This is a genomic window from Pseudomonas sp. IT-P12 (genome assembly GCF_949767465.1).
GTDB lineage: Bacteria > Pseudomonadota > Gammaproteobacteria > Pseudomonadales > Pseudomonadaceae > Aquipseudomonas.
Map to the genome: position 1 here is coordinate 1 of NZ_CATKPY010000021.1, position 17,057 is coordinate 17,057.

The 17,057-nt window shown below is 59.9% G+C and carries 20 protein-coding genes; 10 read left to right on the top strand and 10 right to left on the bottom strand.

All coding sequences use genetic code 11. The annotated features are described in order from the left end of the window. Positions 1-22: 22 nt before the first annotated feature. Together hppD and ACM6IM_RS08670 are read right to left on the bottom strand one after the other, a co-directional pair. The gene (hppD, locus tag ACM6IM_RS08665) at positions 23-1,099 is read right to left on the bottom strand and encodes a 4-hydroxyphenylpyruvate dioxygenase (RefSeq protein ID WP_414864854.1); all 1,077 of its coding nucleotides are present in this window, start codon (positions 1,097-1,099) and stop codon (positions 23-25) included. 248 nt (positions 1,100-1,347) lie between these two features. Beyond that, complete coding sequence (locus tag ACM6IM_RS08670) at positions 1,348-2,289, bottom strand: DMT family transporter (protein ID WP_414864855.1); 942 nt, start codon at positions 2,287-2,289, stop codon at positions 1,348-1,350. A gap of 76 nt (positions 2,290-2,365) precedes the next feature. Between ACM6IM_RS08670 and ACM6IM_RS08675 the strand changes: the two genes are divergently transcribed. From ACM6IM_RS08675 to ACM6IM_RS08685, 3 genes are all read left to right on the top strand, one after another. Further along, positions 2,366-3,238, top strand: coding sequence for a LysR family transcriptional regulator (locus ACM6IM_RS08675; RefSeq protein WP_414864856.1), 873 nt, complete (start codon positions 2,366-2,368; stop codon positions 3,236-3,238). 115 nt (positions 3,239-3,353) lie between these two features. Continuing rightward, complete coding sequence (locus ACM6IM_RS08680; RefSeq protein ID WP_414864857.1) at positions 3,354-4,880, top strand: EAL domain-containing protein; 1,527 nt, start codon at positions 3,354-3,356, stop codon at positions 4,878-4,880. 235 nt (positions 4,881-5,115) lie between these two features. Continuing rightward, positions 5,116-5,475: a histone-like nucleoid-structuring protein, MvaT/MvaU family gene (locus tag ACM6IM_RS08685; RefSeq protein WP_414864858.1), complete on the top strand. Its 360-nt coding sequence runs from the start codon at positions 5,116-5,118 to the stop codon at positions 5,473-5,475. A gap of 167 nt (positions 5,476-5,642) precedes the next feature. Here ACM6IM_RS08685 and ACM6IM_RS08690 read toward each other — a convergent pair whose 3' ends face one another. Continuing rightward, positions 5,643-6,167, bottom strand: coding sequence for a DUF4946 domain-containing protein (locus ACM6IM_RS08690; RefSeq protein ID WP_414865477.1), 525 nt, complete (start codon positions 6,165-6,167; stop codon positions 5,643-5,645). Positions 6,168-6,311: 144 nt separating this feature from the next. On the opposite strand from ACM6IM_RS08690, the gene gloA reads away from it, so the two are divergent. Beyond that, on the top strand, positions 6,312-6,833 hold the full coding sequence (gene gloA, locus ACM6IM_RS08695) for a lactoylglutathione lyase (RefSeq protein WP_414864859.1): 522 nt from the start codon (positions 6,312-6,314) through the stop codon (positions 6,831-6,833). A gap of 189 nt (positions 6,834-7,022) precedes the next feature. Here gloA and ahpF read toward each other — a convergent pair whose 3' ends face one another. The 4 genes from ahpF to galU all read right to left on the bottom strand — a co-directional run bounded on the left by ahpF (position 7,023) and on the right by galU (position 11,864). Continuing rightward, the gene (gene ahpF / locus ACM6IM_RS08700) at positions 7,023-8,588 is read right to left on the bottom strand and encodes an alkyl hydroperoxide reductase subunit F (RefSeq protein ID WP_192308487.1); all 1,566 of its coding nucleotides are present in this window, start codon (positions 8,586-8,588) and stop codon (positions 7,023-7,025) included. A 126-nt stretch (positions 8,589-8,714) separates the two neighbouring features. Beyond that, positions 8,715-9,278: an alkyl hydroperoxide reductase subunit C gene (gene ahpC, locus ACM6IM_RS08705; RefSeq protein WP_007975937.1), complete on the bottom strand. Its 564-nt coding sequence runs from the start codon at positions 9,276-9,278 to the stop codon at positions 8,715-8,717. A gap of 263 nt (positions 9,279-9,541) precedes the next feature. Next, positions 9,542-10,894 carry a glutathione-disulfide reductase gene (gorA, locus tag ACM6IM_RS08710; RefSeq protein ID WP_414864860.1) on the bottom strand — a complete coding sequence of 451 codons (1,353 nt, stop codon included), beginning with the start codon at positions 10,892-10,894 and terminating at the stop codon, positions 9,542-9,544. Positions 10,895-11,024: 130 nt separating this feature from the next. Then, positions 11,025-11,864, bottom strand: coding sequence for a UTP--glucose-1-phosphate uridylyltransferase GalU (galU, locus tag ACM6IM_RS08715; protein WP_003182953.1), 840 nt, complete (start codon positions 11,862-11,864; stop codon positions 11,025-11,027). Between the two features lie 259 nt (positions 11,865-12,123). Here galU and ACM6IM_RS08720 point away from each other — a divergent pair, with 259 nt between their 5' ends. Together ACM6IM_RS08720 and ACM6IM_RS08725 are read left to right on the top strand one after the other, a co-directional pair. Beyond that, positions 12,124-12,312: a hypothetical protein gene (locus ACM6IM_RS08720; RefSeq protein ID WP_192308485.1), complete on the top strand. Its 189-nt coding sequence runs from the start codon at positions 12,124-12,126 to the stop codon at positions 12,310-12,312. Positions 12,313-12,511: 199 nt separating this feature from the next. Beyond that, a complete protein-coding gene (locus tag ACM6IM_RS08725) occupies positions 12,512-12,793 on the top strand; it encodes a hypothetical protein (protein ID WP_192308484.1) in 282 nt (93 codons plus the stop codon). 8 nt (positions 12,794-12,801) lie between these two features. On the opposite strand, the gene ACM6IM_RS08730 is transcribed toward ACM6IM_RS08725, so the two are convergent. Both ACM6IM_RS08730 and ACM6IM_RS08735 read right to left on the bottom strand, forming a co-directional pair. Continuing rightward, complete coding sequence (locus tag ACM6IM_RS08730; RefSeq protein WP_192308483.1) at positions 12,802-13,032, bottom strand: hypothetical protein; 231 nt, start codon at positions 13,030-13,032, stop codon at positions 12,802-12,804. Between the two features lie 71 nt (positions 13,033-13,103). Continuing rightward, entirely contained in the window at positions 13,104-13,463 is a 360-nt protein-coding gene (locus ACM6IM_RS08735; protein WP_201188799.1) for a hypothetical protein, read from the bottom strand. 212 nt (positions 13,464-13,675) lie between these two features. Between ACM6IM_RS08735 and ACM6IM_RS08740 the strand changes: the two genes are divergently transcribed. The 4 genes from ACM6IM_RS08740 to ada all read left to right on the top strand — a co-directional run bounded on the left by ACM6IM_RS08740 (position 13,676) and on the right by ada (position 15,983). Next, positions 13,676-13,978 carry a DUF1883 domain-containing protein gene (locus ACM6IM_RS08740; protein WP_057400164.1) on the top strand — a complete coding sequence of 101 codons (303 nt, stop codon included), beginning with the start codon at positions 13,676-13,678 and terminating at the stop codon, positions 13,976-13,978. Between the two features lie 24 nt (positions 13,979-14,002). Beyond that, on the top strand, positions 14,003-14,173 hold the full coding sequence (locus tag ACM6IM_RS08745) for a hypothetical protein (protein ID WP_192308481.1): 171 nt from the start codon (positions 14,003-14,005) through the stop codon (positions 14,171-14,173). A gap of 11 nt (positions 14,174-14,184) precedes the next feature. Beyond that, entirely contained in the window at positions 14,185-14,850 is a 666-nt protein-coding gene (gene alkB / locus ACM6IM_RS08750; protein WP_414864861.1) for a DNA oxidative demethylase AlkB, read from the top strand. An 86-nt stretch (positions 14,851-14,936) separates the two neighbouring features. Beyond that, complete coding sequence (gene ada, locus ACM6IM_RS08755; RefSeq protein WP_414864862.1) at positions 14,937-15,983, top strand: bifunctional DNA-binding transcriptional regulator/O6-methylguanine-DNA methyltransferase Ada; 1,047 nt, start codon at positions 14,937-14,939, stop codon at positions 15,981-15,983. Position 15,984: 1 nt separating this feature from the next. On the opposite strand, the gene ACM6IM_RS08760 is transcribed toward ada, so the two are convergent. Then, on the bottom strand, positions 15,985-16,968 hold the full coding sequence (locus ACM6IM_RS08760) for an MDR family oxidoreductase (protein WP_414864863.1): 984 nt from the start codon (positions 16,966-16,968) through the stop codon (positions 15,985-15,987). Positions 16,969-17,057 lie beyond the last annotated feature (89 nt).

Here is a 17,057-nt window from a genome sequence, read left to right on the forward strand (position 1 = left end):
CACAATTTTACGGTGGTATCAGTTACTCCGCGTTCAACACCCCACGCCGGACCTGATCCCGCTCGATCGACTCGAACAACGCCTTGAAGTTGCCTTCGCCGAAACCATCGTCACCCTTGCGCTGGATGAATTCGAAGAACACCGGTCCCATCAGGGTTTCCGAGAAAATCTGCAACAACAGGCGCTGGTCGCCCGCCTCGGAGGAACCGTCGAGCAGGATGCCCCGCGATTGCAACTCGCCCACCGGCTCGCCGTGGTTCGGCAAACGGCCTTCGAGCATTTCGTAATAGGTCTCCGGCGGCGCGGTCATGAAGCGCATGCCGATGTTCTTCAGGCGATCCCAGGTGCTGATCAGGTCGTCGGTGAGGAACGCCACGTGCTGGATGCCTTCACCATTGAACTGCATCAGGAATTCTTCGATCTGCCCCGCGCCCTTGGACGACTCTTCATTCAACGGAATGCGGATCATGCCGTCCGGTGCAGTCATCGCCTTGGAGGTCAGGCCGGTGTATTCGCCCTTGATGTCGAAGTAGCGGATTTCGCGGAAGTTGAACAGCTTCTCGTAGAAGTTCGCCCAGTACGCCATGCGACCGCGATACACGTTGTGGGTCAGGTGGTCGATGATTTTCAGGCCGGCGCCGACCGGATTGCGATCGACCCCTTCGAGGAACACGAAGTCGATGTCATAGATCGAACTGCCCTCGCCGAAACGGTCGATCAGGTACAGCGGCGCGCCGCCGATGCCCTTGATCGCCGGCAGGTGCAGCTCCATCGGGCCGGTTTCGATGTGGATCGGCTGCGCGCCGAGTTCCAGTGCACGCTTGTAGGCTTTCTGCGAATCCTTGACGCGGAAGGCCATGCCGCACACCGAAGGACCGTGCTCGGCGGCAAAGTACGAAGCGACGCTGTGGGGTTCGTTGTTGAGGATCAGGTTGATCGCACCCTGGCGATACAGGTGCACGTCCTTGGAACGGTGGGTCGCGACCTTGGTGAAGCCCATGATCTCGAAGATCGGCTCCAGGGTGTTGGGCGTTGGCGATGCGAATTCGATGAACTCGAAGCCCATCAGGCCCATTGGGTTTTCGTATAAATCAGCCATGGTTGGCGCCTCATCATTCTGGTCAATTAACAAACGTTAGCTGCTGAAATGCTGAGGCCGGCCGGTGGCGCACAGGAGATGCCCCGCACGCTGCGGGCGAGGAAGTCACCGTAGATCAGTTGAAACCCGAAGCTGTTCATGGTCGACCCAAGGCTCTGGCAGGCAAGGCTTCTGCTGCCAGAAGACAATTATTATTGTATGCGTAAACCGATTCTACACAGCGTAAATCGGTTTGTCCGCCTCCTGTATCAAATCCCCTTTTTCGCCACCCGCGCAAGGGGTTTGTTGCACAGGAAAATCCCCGCCAGGATCAGCCCGCCGCCCAGGCACATCACCAGGGTCAACTGCTCGTCCAGCAGGAGCGCACCGAGTATGACCGCTGTCAGCGGGTTCAGGGCGATGAACACGCCAGAGCGTGTCGCACCGATTTTGCGCAAGCCGTCGTAATAGCCGATATAGGCCAGCGCCGAGCCCAGGACACCGAGGTAAATCAGGCTCAACCATTGCGGCGAACCCAGCCCCACCAGCGCCGAAACGCTCCATTCACCTCTGACCGCGCAGGCCACCCAGAGCATCGCCGTGCCCAGCCAGATCGAATACGTCACGGTCCGCACGGGCCCCAGCGCCTGGTTCAGCTCTTTGCAGAACAGCGAGTAAATCCCCCAGCCCAGCACGCAACCGAAAATCAGCAGGTCGCCGATCCATGCATCGGCATGGCCGGCCAGCAGCGTCGGGTGACGGCTGACAATCACCAGGCTCGCTCCTGCGATGCAGATGGCGATGCCCAGGACCTTCGTCGGGCCCAGGCGCTCCTTGAACAATAGCCACGAAGCCAGCCCGATCACCGCCGGGTTCAGCGCCACAATCAGCGACGCCCGGGATGCGTTGATGTACTGCAGGCCATAAAAGAAGCACAGGTTATAGAAAAAGATACCGAAAAAGCCGAGCAGCGCCAGTTGCAGCCACTGCCTGGCGCTGGGCCGCAGCCAAGGCACCCGGGCCACCAGCAGGAACAGCCACAATGCGGCGCTGGCCAGCAGGAATCGCAGGCTGGCGGCGAACAAAGGGCTGAGACTGTCCGCCAGAAATCGCCCGGCGACAAAAGTGCCGCCCCAGATCATGGTCACCGCAGCCAGTGTGCAGTACACCGCCACGGAGCGGGTTGCGAGGGGGTATTCATACGTCTTCATAGGTTGGCGGATCCGAAACTCAACGATGACGTATAATTTGACTAATACTTGATAATCGTAAAATGAGTAAAAACTCATGACCCTCACCCAACTCGAGATTTTCTCGCTGGTGGCCGAGCTCCACGGCTTCACGGCGGCGGCTCATCGCCTGGGGATTTCCCAATCAGCGGTGTCACACGCCCTCAAATCGCTGGAGCAGGAACTGGGGGTCGAACTGTTGCGTCGGCACCAGTCCCAGGTGGAACTCAGCGACATCGGCCAACAGCTGCTGCTGCGTGCCCGGGCGATGCTCGGCCTGGCCAACACCCTGCGCCAGGAAGCGGCGGACGCCCGCGGCATGAAACGCGGCACCCTGCGCATCGGCTCATTCGGCCCGACATCGTCGATCAAGTTGCTGCCGATGATCCTGCAACACTATCGCGCCGATCATCCGGGTATCGAGGTGCACATCGATGAAGGCCCTGACCGCCAGGTCCTGCAATGGCTGGAAGAACGCCGCATCGACATCGGTTTCGTGGTGCTGCCGCAGGAGCGCTTCGACACCTTTGCGCTGATCCAGGACCAGATGGTCGCGTTGCTCCCCACCGGGCATCCCCTGTCAGGTCGCGACAGCGTAAGCCTTAGCGACCTGTGCAACGACCCGTTCGTGCTGACCGAAGCCGGCTCTTCGGAACTGGTTTCGCGGTTGTTCAGCGCGGCGCAACTGACCCCCAACATTCGTTATCGGTGCTCGCAACTGCTCAGCACACTGGACACCGTGGCGCGCGGCGACGCCCTGACCCTGGTCGCTGAAGGATCATTGCCCGACACCGCTGACAGCCACTACGTGAAAAAACCGCTGACGCCGGTCGTTACCCGTCAGGTCGGCCTGGCCGTGCTGGACCGGCGCCAGTCGTCACCGGCGACGCTGGCCTTCATCAAACTCGCCTGCAGCCTGCAATACCGTTGAACCACACAGGCGTCGAAGGCCAACTATCATGGCCATGGACCGCACGCTTCCCGGGAGGCGCGCCGCTGCCCTTCGAGCATGACAGGGCCCTCCTCCATCGTGACAGGTTTCGCGAATGCCATTGACCATCAAAACCCGCCGTAGCCGCCTGCTCGTGACCGTATTGAGCGGCTTGCTTCCAATAGGCCTGGGGTTCGCCATTCTTTGCCTGCAAGCGCAGCGTGCGCTCGAGCAAAGCACCCGTGTGACCGCCGAAGAAGCCATTCGCCAGTTCGACCTGATGCTCGACAACACCGCCCACGCCGCCCGTGAGTTGTTGCCGCTGGCTGGCCAGTCTTGCGAAGCGGTGAAACTGGCCTTGCGCGAACAGGTCACCCGCCGTCCGTTCGTGCGTTCGACCAACCTGGTCTGGGAAGACAACCTCTATTGCAGCTCGTTGTTCGGCGAGCACCAGGAGAAGGTCAATGCCGATGACTATAACCAGGGCACCTTGTGGCTGATGAACGGCAACCCTGTCACGCCGGACACCGCATTGCTGGTGTACCGCCTCAACCAAGGAAAACAGGGCGCACTGACCACCCTCGACGGTTATCACCTGGCTAACGTGCTGCGCCTGATCGGCCGTAACACCGTGCTGTTGTTGCGTGTTGGCCCACATTGGCTATCGGCAGACGGCAAGGTTCACCAGGGCGATTCTCCCGCACTGCCCGTGGCCGAAAACCAACGGGCCTCCCAGCGATATGGCTATTGGGTCACGGCAGGTTTCCCCGAAGGCGAGACCTGGCGCTACATGCGCAGCCACTACCCGTCGCTGTTCAGTCTGCTGATCTTTTTTGGCGCCGTGTCCGCGCTGATTGCACAGAGCGTGCAAAAGCGTACGTCGTCGCCCAGCCACGAGCTCCAGCGTGCACTGGATGCCGAGGAGTTCGTGCCTTACTTCCAGCCGGTGGTGCATGGCATCAGCAAACAGTGGTCGGGAGCAGAAGTATTGATGCGCTGGAACCATCCCAAGGAAGGCCTGGTGCGGCCGGACCTGTTCATCCCGTTTGCCGAGCACTCCGGCCTGATCGTACCGATGACGCGCTCATTGATGCAGCAAACCGCACAGCTGCTGGGCCCCCTTTCCCCAGCATTCAAGGAACCGTTCCACATAGGCATCAACATCACGGCCAGCCATTGCCAGAGCCTGGCACTGGTCGAAGATTGCCGGACATTTCTCGGCGCTTTTGCACCCGGCTCCATTCACCTGGTGCTGGAGTTGACCGAACGCCAGCTCATCGAGCCAACAGCCATGACCCTGCAACTGTTCGAGCAGCTTCACCAACTGGGCGTGATGATCGCCCTCGACGACTTTGGCACCGGTCATTCCAGCCTGGTCTACTTGCGCCAGTTCAACGTGGACTTCCTGAAGATCGACCAGAGTTTCGTTGCCATGATCGGCGCCGACGCCCTGTCACGACACATTCTGGACAGCGTCATCGAACTGTCGGCCAAGCTCGACCTGGGCATCGTTGCCGAGGGCGTGGAGACCACCGAACAAAGCGAGTACCTGAGTGCCCATGGCGTCAACTTCCTGCAAGGTTATCTGTTCGGCCGGCCGATGCCCGGGGCAGACTTCATTTACGCATTAACTCATCATTAACTAGCGACTTTATGCGACAGAACAACGAAACCACGCACCGTCTTGAATCAAAACAGCCCTTCTTGTTACATGAAGAAAAAGTCAGGATTTACTCTTCGGCCATTAACTACTACAATTTTTCCTGCCTGCGCTAGATTGGCAGGTGAGCCACTTATCACCGAGTCGCTTCAAGGCTCTTGGCTTATAGCTTTGTTTGCGGTTGGTATCAGCCAAACACACTATTGGAGTAAAGATATTGTCCAGACTCGCTGAATTTCGTGCAGCCGAAAAAGCCCTTCAAGAACAGCTCAAACAGCTGGAATCCCTGAAGAACGATGCCGGGCTCAAGAAAGAAATCGAATTCGAAGAAAAGCTCCAGGCGCTGATGAAAACCTACGGCAAGAGCCTGCGTGACATCGTCGCCATTCTCGATCCGAACCCGAAGTCCGGCTTGCAGCAGGCCACCGCACCGAAAACCCGCCGCGCTCGCGTGGTCAAGGTCTATCAGAACCCGCACACCGGTGAACTGATTGAAACCAAGGGCGGCAACCACCGTGGGCTGAAAGCCTGGAAGGAAAAATACGGCGCGTCCACCGTTGATTCCTGGGTGCGCTAAGCACGCCCGGTAAACACACAAAGCCCTGCTTGATGCAGGGCTTTTTCTTGGATACTCAACAAATGCAACGATTGGAATCGATCAATAGACTACTTGCCGATTAACTTTGTGCTTAATCCTTTTGGGCCTGTAAAACTGCCCAATGCTCGATGACACACCCGTGCCAACTAAAGTTTCAGACTGTTGCGAGCGAGTGCTATTTCGTCCTCACTGGCCTTATAAGCTTCGGCTTGCCCCGCGTAGGAAAAAACATACGCCTTATCGGCATCCACCGCCGCGACCAATGTTTGCGAAAGCACATGTCGGCCATTCTGGGTAATCGTACAGGTGGTTTCCAGCGCCGTTAGCCGGCTCAGGGTCGCCGGATGAATTTTATTGCACACGCTTTGATAGCCGCCCTGAAAGAAGTCCTTTTGCACGGATTTGCGCATCTCCAGCAACACGCCCTGCAAATTGACCTGGTGCCCGCTGTCGACTGGGGTGGTAGTCAACTCCATCACCATGACCGGCGTACCGGCCTGATCGTGTTTCACTGCGCGCTGCCGGAACACCTGAGGCCTGGCATCATCCTGCGGGACCGCTTCGATCTCCCAGCCCTGCGGCCAACTGACGACGGGGGCATCGGCCTGCGCAACGCTGACACCTGACAGCAGCCCAACCAGAACCAACAGTGATTTACAGGATCGGATCATTGCAATGAACACTCGCGGATTGAACCGCAAAGTCTGAGCCCAGGCTGCGGCCCAGGCAATAGCCGACGCATTGGGTTTGGTGAAGCCAGCCCCCTTGCGTATCATTGGCACCATTCGTTAGCCCCACTTGTTTACGGAGGGCCCATGAGCCTGCACGAATTGAACACCTTTCCCGGCGTGACTGCCCAGCCGGATACCGCGACCCACAAGTTCGTCTTCAACCACACCATGCTGCGGGTCAAGGACATCACCAAGTCCCTGGACTTCTACACGCGCATTCTGGGTTTCTCGCTGGTGGAAAAACGCGACTTTCCGGAAGCCGAATTCAGCCTGTACTTCCTGGCGCTGGTCGACAAGGACCAGATCCCGGCCGATGCTGCTGCCCGTACCGAATGGATGAAATCGATTCCCGGCATCCTGGAACTGACCCACAACCACGGCACCGAAAACGACCCGGACTTCGCCTACCACAACGGCAACACCGACCCGCGCGGTTTCGGCCATATCTGCATCTCGGTGCCGGACATTGTCGCCGCGTGCGAACGCTTCGAAGCCCTGGGCTGTGATTTCCAGAAACGCCTGAGCGACGGTCGCATGAAAAGCCTGGCCTTCATCAAGGACCCGGATGCGTACTGGGTTGAAATCATTCAGCCAGCGCCGCAGTAAAACCCGGTCCGAAACACCTGCGGACCTTCTTTTGTGGGAGCGAGCCTGCTCGCGATTGCGGAATATCATTCACGACCTCGTTGACTGATGTACCGATATCGCGAGCAGGCTCGCTCCCACAGTTGAAATGTGCGAAGCAAAAAAAAACCCCATGATCGCTCATGGGGTTTTGTGTTTCAGGCCTTGGCGTCAAGCCGGGGCCGAGGTGCGGATCAGGTGGTCGAACGCGCTCAGGGAAGCCTTGGCACCCTCGCCCACGGCGATCACGATCTGCTTGTACGGCACGGTGGTCACGTCACCGGCGGCGAACACACCCGGCAGCGAAGTCTCGCCACGGGCATCGACGATGATTTCGCCACGGGGCGACAACTCGACAGTGCCTTTGAGCCAGTCGGTGTTGGGCAGCAAACCGATCTGCACGAAGATACCTTCGAGGTTCACCGTGTTGAACTCACCTGAATCACGGTCCTTGTAGACCAGGCCGGTGACCTTCTCGCCGTCACCCTTCACTTCGCTGGTCAGCGCGCTGGTGATGACATCGACGTTGGGCAGGCTGAACAGCTTGCGTTGCAGCACGGCATCGGCGCGCAGCTTGCTGTCGAACTCCAGCAACGTGACATGGCTGACAATACCCGCCAGGTCAATCGCCGCTTCAACGCCGGAGTTGCCGCCGCCGATGACCGCCACACGCTTGCCCTTGAACAGCGGGCCGTCGCAGTGCGGGCAGAAACACACGCCTTTGGCTTTGTATTCCTGCTCGCCCGGCACGCCCATTTCACGCCAGCGTGCACCGGTGGCCAGGATCAGCGCCTTGGTTTTCAGGCTGGCACCGCTTTCGAAGCGCACTTCGTGCAGCTCGCCGGGGTTTTTCGCCGGGATCAGCGCGCTGGCCCGTTGCAGGTTCATGATGTCGACGTCGTACTGCTTGACGTGTTCTTCCAGGGCGCTGGCCAGTTTCGGACCTTCGGTCTCCTGCACGGAGATGAAGTTTTCGATGGCCATGGTGTCGAGCACCTGACCGCCAAAACGCTCGGCCGCGACACCGGTACGGATGCCTTTACGGGCCGCGTAGATCGCTGCCGATGCACCGGCCGGGCCACCGCCGACCACCAGCACGTCAAAGGCGTCCTTGGCGCTGATTTTCTCGGCCTGGCGCTCGGCACCGCTGGTGTCGATCTTGGCGAGGATCTCTTCCAGGCCCATGCGGCCCTGGCCGAACACTTCGCCGTTGAGGTAGATGCTGGGCACGGCCATGATCTTGCGATCATCGACTTCGGCCTGGAACAACGCACCGTCGATGGCGACGTGGCGGATGTTCGGGTTCAGTACCGCCATCAGGTTCAACGCCTGGACCACGTCCGGGCAGTTCTGGCAGGACAGCGAGAAGTAAGTCTCGAAGTTGAACTCACCCTTGAGCGAGCGGATCTGTTCGATCACTTCGGCACTGGCTTTCGAAGGGTGGCCGCCGACTTGCAGCAGGGCCAGCACCAACGAGGTGAATTCGTGCCCCATCGGGATGCCGGCGAAACGCAGGCTGATGTCCTGACCGGGGCGATTGATCGAGAACGATGGCTTGCGTGCATCGTCACCGTTGTCGAGCAAGGTAATTTGGGTGGAAAGACTGGCAACGTCTTTCAGCAGTTCGAGCATTTCCTGGGATTTCGCACCGTCGTCGAGAGAAGCAACGATCTCGATCGGTTGGGTGACCCGTTCCAGGTACGATTTCAACTGGGCTTTAAGATTGGCGTCCAACATACGGGCGATTTCCTTTGATTGCGTGCATGAAAAAACGCCCGAGCGAATCTCGCCCGGGCGTCTTTACTGGGCGGTGCAGCTTACTGAAGAGGTGCGGAGTACCGCCCTGTGAAGCGTGTCATGGACTTAGATCTTGCCGACCAGGTCCAGGGACGGAGCCAGAGTGGCCTCGCCTTCTTTCCACTTGGCTGGGCAGACCTGGCCTGGGTGAGCAGCGACGTATTGAGCGGCCTTGATTTTGCGCAGCAGCTCGGAAGCGTCACGGCCAACACCGCCGTCGTTCAGTTCAACGATCTTGATCTGGCCTTCAGGGTTGATCACGAAGGTGCCACGGTCAGCAAGGCCAGCTTCTTCGATCAGCACGTCGAAGTTGCGGGAGATGGCGTGGGTCGGGTCGCCGATCATGGTGTACTGGATTTTGCCGATGGCTGGCGAAGTGTTGTGCCAGGCCGCGTGGGCAAAGTGGGTGTCAGTGGAAACGCTGTAGATTTCGACGCCCAGCTTCTGGAACGCGTCGTAGTTGTCAGCCAGGTCTTCCAGTTCGGTCGGGCACACGAAGGTGAAGTCGGCTGGGTAGAAGAACACGACAGACCACTTGCCTTTCAGGTCGGCGTCCGAGACTTTTACGAAGTCGCCATTTTTGAATGCGTCAGCTTTGAACGGTTTAACTTGGCTGTTGATGATAGGCATCGTTGACTCTCCGTCAGGGGTTGTGAAGTTGATGGAGAGAACTTTACCGGGTCGACGGGCGGTTGGCTCATTGGCAAACCTGATGCTGCTGATCGGTTTTCGCTATTAGCTGACGTTATTAATAGAAGAAAGGAATCTGAGGGCATCCGCTTCTGTGGGAGCGGGCTTGCTCGCGAATGCGGTGTGTCAGTCAATTTTCTGTGTCTGACACACCGCATTCGCGAGCAAGCCCGCTCCCACAGGTTTTAGATCGAGGTGGTGCTTCAGACCGGCGTGCGCAGGGTCACGAACTCTTCGGCAGCCGTCGGGTGCACGCCGATGGTGTCGTCGAAGTCGCGCTTGGTGGCGCCGGCCTTCAGGGCAATCGCCAGGCCCTGCACGATCTCTCCGGCATCCGGTCCGACCATGTGACAGCCCAGCACCTTGTCGGTCTTGCCGTCCACCACGAGCTTCATCAAGGTGCGCTCCTGGCAATCGGTCAGGGTCAGTTTCATCGGCCGGAAACGGCTTTCGAAAATCACCACCTCGTGCCCGGCTTTGCGGGCCTCTTCTTCGGTCAGGCCGACGGTGCCGATGTTCGGCAGGCTGAACACCGCCGTCGGGATCATGGTGTAATCCACCGGGCGATACTGCTCAGGCTTGAACAGGCGACGCGCGACGGCCATGCCTTCGGCCAGTGCCACCGGGGTGAGCTGGACCCGACCGATCACATCGCCCAAGGCCAGGATCGACGGCTCGGCGGTCTGGTATTGCTCATCGACCTCGATGAAACCTTTTTCGTTGAGCTTGACCCCGGTGTTTTCCAACCCGAGGTTGTCCAGCATCGGACGCCGTCCCGTGGCGTAGAACACGCAATCGGCCTCCAGCACACGACCGTCCTTGAGGGTCGCCTTGAGGCTGCCGTCGGCCAGTTTTTCGATGCGTTCGATGTCCGCATTGAACTGCAGGTCCAGGCCACGCTTGGTCAGCTCTTCCTGCAGATGCTTGCGCACCGAGCCATCGAAGCCACGCAGGAACAGATCACCGCGATACAACAACGTGGTCTCGGCGCCCAGACCGTGGAAGATCCCGGCGAATTCCACGGCAATGTAGCCGCCGCCCACCACCAGTATCCGCTTCGGCAACGCCTTGAGGAAAAACGCCTGGTTGGAACTGATCGCATGCTCGTGCCCCGGAATCTCCGGAACCTGCGGCCAGCCGCCGGTGGCAATCAGGATGTTCTTCGCGGTAAACCGCTCACCCTTGATTTCGACCGTGTGCGGATCGACGATTTTGGCGTGGCCTTCATGCAGGGTCACGCCGCTGTTGACCAGCAGGTTGCGGTAAATGCCGTTCAGACGATTGATCTCGCGATCCTTGTTGGCGATCAGCGTTGCCCAGTCGAACCCGGCCTCGCCCAGCGTCCAGCCAAAACCCGAGGCCTGCTCGAAGTCTTCGGCGAAGTGCGCACCGTAGACCAGCAGTTTTTTCGGCACGCAGCCAACGTTGACACAGGTCCCGCCCAGGTAGCGGCTCTCGGCCACGGCCACCTTGGCGCCAAAACCCGCCGCGAACCGCGCAGCCCGCACACCGCCGGAACCGGCGCCAATCACATAAAGGTCAAAATCAAAGGCCATTTTCATTCTCCTCGGCAGGCCATCAGCATACCCGCCGCCGTTCGTTGGGCAAGCGCTGCGAACTATTTGGGGGCAGAAAACGAAAAAGCCACCCGAAGGTGGCTTTTCAGTACAAGCAGGTCAGGCGCTATCAGTAAGCCTTGCCGGTCTTGTAGAAGTTCTCGAAGCAGAAGTTGGTCGCGTCGATGTAGCCTTCGGCGCCGCCGCAGTCAAAACGCTTGCCCTTGAACTTGTAAGCCATGACGCAGCCGTTCTGGGCCTGTTTCATCAGGGCGTCGGTGATCTGGATTTCACCGCCCTTGCCTGGCTCGGTCTGTTCGATCAGGTCGAAAATGTCCGGGGTCAGGATGTAGCGACCGATGATGGCCAGGTTCGAGGGCGCATCTTCCGGCTTTGGTTTCTCGACCATGCTGTGAACGCGGTAGATGTCGTCGCGGATCATCTCGCCGGCGATCACGCCATACTTGTTGGTTTCCTGCGGATCGACTTCCTGGATGGCCACGATCGAGCAGCGGAACTGCTTGTACAGCTTGACCATCTGGGTCAGCACGCCGTCGCCTTCGAGGTTGACGCACAGGTCGTCCGCCAGCACCACGGCAAACGGTTCGTCACCGATCAGCGGACGGCCGGTCAGGATGGCGTGGCCCAGACCTTTCATTTCGGTCTGGCGGGTGTAGGAGAACGAGCACTCGTCAAGCAACTTGCGGATGCCGACCAGGTACTTTTCCTTGTCGGTGCCCTTGATCTGGTTTTCCAGCTCGTAGCTGATGTCGAAGTGGTCTTCCAGGGCACGCTTGCCGCGACCGGTCACGATGGAGATTTCGGTCAATCCGGCATCCAGTGCCTCTTCGACGCCGTACTGGATCAGTGGCTTGTTTACCACCGGCAGCATTTCCTTGGGCATGGCCTTAGTCGCTGGCAGGAAGCGAGTACCGTAACCGGCTGCTGGGAACAAGCATTTCTTGATCATAAAAGTCCTTGAAAAGGCTGTGTGTACGAGTTTCGGCGCAGTCTAATCAGGCGGCGTGCACCTTACAATGCCCCGCACTGGCTAACCGATGCCAACATACGAGAAATATTCCAGCGGATAGTTCCGCAGGATTGCTGGCGTGCCATTAGGCATAGCAGAAATTCACGCCGACGCCGATCTATCTGCCCGGCCCTGACGCACCGGTTGCGGCCATTTGACGCTATCATTGCGCACTTGAACCAGCCAACGAGGCAGATAGATGTCGGTAGCAAAGAGCGTCAACGGGTACCTGATCAACAAGGCAAAAGACGGCCAGTGGTGGGTCGACAGCGCCAGCGGCGAGCGGATCGCCGGCCCTTTCCCGACCGAGGCGCTGGCCATCGAGGTCGCCTCCGTGCTGGAGCTTGAACACCCGACTGTCCAGCGTCGCGGCAAGGACAAGGCCTGATCTGAACGGCCCGCGCCATGTGGGAGCGAGCCTGCTCGCGATGACAGTGTGTCAGTGACTGAACGGTTGACTGATGCGCCGCCATCGCGAGCAGGCTCGCTCCCACGATTTTTTGGGGGCAGACAAAGAAGTGGCCTTTGGCTATAACCTTTTGCTTGCGGTGCTGTCACAGCCTCATCATCCCCACGACGAACCCACCATGAAAAGACTTCTACCCTTGCTTGCACTGCTGGCCCTGAGCGGGTGTGCCACCACCGAAACCACTTACCTGAACAATGGTGAACAAGGCCTGGCCATCGACTGCTCCGGCGAGGCCAATTCCTGGGCGGCCTGCTATGAAAAAGCCGATGCCTCCTGCGCCGGCACCGGTTATCGAATCGTCGGCACCAACGGCACCCCGTCTCCCGCCGAAAGCGACAAGACCCTGGGGGTCGACGTCGGCAACTACAAGAACCGCAGCGTCGTGGTGGTCTGCAAGTAAGACCGGGCCTACATGTGGATCTCGGCGAACTTGATCCCCAGGCCTCGAATGGTTTCGATCAGGTCGTCAAGGCGGGCGAAGGATTCGACTTCGTCGTTGTCATCCACCAGAAAATAACTGCGTCCGGCGCTTTTCTTGAAAAACACGATCCATTCGGCCGGGTCCGCCGGGTTCTGAATCACATGGGTGGCAGAGATATGACCCTCTGCATGCCGCTCCCTTACTTGCTCTCGCTTCATGCTCGACTCCAGAAATGACAATGCCGCCAAAGCGTTGCTTTGGCGGCATCGGTGCTGAGGTCGGTATTCTATCAGCCGGAAATGCAAGCGGTGGCGGCGTTGCGTACATCCATGGGGCGCAGGGGCACGTTGGAGATACGCTCGTGCAGCTTGATGCTGCTGCCGTTGGAGCGCTCTTCAATATCGAAGACTGCGGCCGGGCCCGAAGAAAACTTCTGCGGCACGATCACCCGCACAGCGTCTTTCGCCTGTGGTTCGACTTGCAGGGCGCCACGGCTGCTGGCCAGTTTCTCGGTCAGGCATTGCGCGTATTCATTGGGTTTCTTGCCGGAAATCACGTTCATGGTGGGCAGCGACTCGTTGATTTCCTCGACGCTCGCACAACCACTGATCGCCAACGCAAGCGGCAAGACCCATACACCCCACTTCATACAAAACCTCCGACAAAGATCCTCCGACAGCACAATCGCTGGTTTTCTCCGAGGCTCATTGCTTTTATCGTTCATTGAATTTCGAATAACCGTTTTTAATTGCCAAAGCGCAGCCCGGCAACCGGATAATAACCCGTCCGGGCTGATAAACTGCGCCAATCGCCCATGCTATCGTTTTGATTTTGTAGAAAAAGCCCTTCTGGAGGCGCCTCATGAAATTTATCCACCAGCGCGAGCACCTCAATGAAGACGATATCGTCGTCATCCAATGCTCCCAAATGTGCAACATCCGCTTGATGAACGACGCCAACTTCCGCAGCTTCAAGAATGGCGGCCGCCACACCTACCATGGCGGCGCGTTCGACACCTTCCCGGCGCGCATCACCGCACCGAGCACCGGTTTCTGGAACATCACCATCGACACCGTCAACCGCCGGGCAATCAGCGTCACCCGCAAGCCGACCCTGACCCACTCGATCAAGATCATCCGCCGTTCCAGCTCGAAACTGAGCTGAACAGCCCGACACGCAGGCACGACCATGGCCCAAACCACCAAATACGTCATCAAGTACAAGCTCAACGGTGAGCGTCGCTTCGAATTTGCCCAGCTTGAACACGGCACTGAAGCCGAAGCCAGGGCAGCGCTGGACGCCCTGCATGGCGCCGGTGAAGATGTCATCAGCGAGATCAGCGTCAGCAAGGCGCTGTAACACGTGGATTCATGAGCCCGATGAACTTCGATCTGTTTGCCGACGCGGAGCCCGAACAGGTCCCGCGGCGCGAGCAGATTGGCGAACAGTCCTTCGTCCTGCGGGGCTTCGCCCTGCCCTGGCTGGAGCGATTGCTGCCGGCGCTGGAGACGGTGCTGGCGGCGGCGCCGTTTCGACAAATGGTCACGCCCGGTGGCTTCACCATGTCGGCGGCCCTGAGCAGTTGCGGCACGTGGGGCTGGACCACCGACCGTAACGGTTATCGCTATTCACGCCTCGATCCTCACACCCAGGCGCCCTGGCCTCCGATGCCCGAGGTGTTTTTCGCCCTCGCCCAGGCGGCGGCGCTGGACGCGGGTTTTGCCGACTTCGTGCCCGATACATGCCTGATCAACCGCTACATTCCCGGCGCGAAGATGTCATTGCATCAGGACAAGAACGAAGCGTCCTACGCAGCGCCCATTGTTTCCGTGTCCCTGGGGCTGCCGGCGATGTTCCTGTTCGGTGGATTCGAGCGCAACGACAAAAGCCAGCGGGTGCCGCTGTTTCACGGCGATATCGTGGTCTGGGGCGGAGTCGATCGCCTGCGTTATCACGGCATCTTGCCAATCAAGGCAGGTCAGCATCCACGCCTGGGCGAGCAACGGATCAACTTCACGTTCCGCACCTCACACTGAACCCCGGAATTTGACCGCAAGCCCCGGAGTGCGGCGACCTCGCCGTCTGGTTAATCTGACTCAAACGGATCAACGGACAGAACGCCATGACCATCACCGAGAACGATCCCCGCTGGGCTGCCGTCGTCGCCCGCGACCCCCGGGCTGACGGGCAGTTTGTGTATGCGGTGAAAACCACCGGCATCTATTGTCGCCCCAGCAGCCTCGCACGCCTGCCCAAGCCGCAGAACGTCGAATTCTTCGACTCGGCCGAGCAAGCCCAGGCAGCGGGTTATCGCCCGAGCAAACGGGCGGCGAAGGATCACTCCGAGGTCGCCACGCAACACGCCGCGACCGTCGCCGCCGCGTGCCGGCAGATCGAAACCGCCGAGCACCTGCCGACGCTGGGCGAGCTGGCCGGTGCCGCCGGCCTGAGCAGCTTTCACTTCCATCGGGTATTCAAAACCGTCACCGGCCTGACACCCAGGGGCTATGCCACGGCCCACCGCTCGCGCAAGCTGCGTCAGCGTCTGGCCGATGCGGGTTCGGTGACCGAAGCGCTGTATGACGCGGGCTTCAACTCCAACAGCCGTTTTTATGAAGCGGCGGATCAGGTGTTGGGAATGAAACCCGGCGATTACCGCGCCGAGGGACAGAACAACGACATTCGCTTTGCCGTCGGCCAGTGTTCCCTGGGGGCGATTCTGGTGGCGCAGAGCGCGCGCGGCGTTTGCGCCATCCTGCTGGGGGACGACCCGCACCAACTGGTGTGCGATCTGCAGGACAAGTTTCGACGGGCCAACCTGATCGGCGCCGACCACGCGTTCGAGCAACTGATCGCCAGGGTCGTCGGTTTCATCGAAGCCCCGGCCATCGGCCTGGATTTGCCGCTGGACGTGCGCGGCACGGCATTCCAGGAACGTGTCTGGCAGGCACTGCGCGACATCCCCGCCGGCAGTACCGCCAGTTACGCCGACATCGCCCGGCGCATCGGTGCCCCCAAAGCCGTGCGCGCCGTGGCCCAGGCCTGCGGCGCGAACAGTCTGGCGGTGGCGATTCCCTGCCATCGCGTGGTGCGCAGCGACGGCAACCTGTCAGGTTATCGCTGGGGCGTGGAGCGCAAACGTCAGTTGCTGGAGCGGGAGACGCGCTGAATCAGCGGTTCACATCCACCACCACCCGGCCACGCAACTGGCCGGCGAGCAGGCGCGGTGCCGCCTCGATCGCTTCGCTCAGGCCGATTTCGTGACTGATCAGTGGCAGCAGCGCAAAATCCAGGTCCTTGGCCAGCCGGTTCCACGCCACAATCCGCTTGGCCTTGGGCTGGGTCACGCTGTTGATCCCGGCGAGCGTCACGCCACGCAGGATGAACGGGGCGACCGACGCCGGAAAATCCATGCCCTGGGCCAGGCCGCACGCGGCGACCGTGCCGTTGGCCTTGGTGCTGGCGCAGGCGTTGGCCAGGGTATGGCTGCCCACCGAGTCGATCACCGCCGCCCAGCGTTCCTTGGCCAAGGGTCTGCCGGGCTCGGACAGGGTCGCACGGTCGATGATGTCGCTGGCACCCAGGCGTTTCAGGTAGTCGTGTTCCGAAGTACGCCCCGTGGACGCCACCACCCGGTAACCGAGTTTGTTGAGCAAGGCGATGGCGAAACTGCCGACACCACCGTTGGCGCCCGTCACCAGGACCTCACCCTGCTCCGGCGTCACGCCGTTATGTTCCAGCGCCAGAATGCTCAGCATCGCCGTGTAACCGGCGGTGCCGATGGCCATGGCCTGGGCGGGGGTGAATTCCCGGGGCAAGGGAATCAGCCAGTCGCCATTGAGGCGCGCCTTTTGCGCCAGTCCGCCCCAGTGCCCTTCGCCGACGCCCCAGCCATTGAGTACGACCTGATCACCGACCTTGTAGTCCGGATGGCCGCTGACTTCGACGGTGCCCGCCAGATCGATGCCGGGCACCATCGGGAATTTTCGCACCACCGGGCTGCTGCCGGTGATGGCCAGGCCGTCCTTGAAGTTCAACGTGCTGTAGGCCACACGCACCGTCACATCGCCCTCGGGCAGTTGATCGTCATTGATCTGTTGCAGCGTGGCGCGGTAACCGCTGTCGTCCTTGTCGATCAGAATCCCCTGGAACATGGCTGTCTCCGGCTGGTTATGAATAGGCTGTAATGGAATAGCACAGCTTCATTGTTTGCCATACCCGACTTTTGGCAAATGACCGGGTG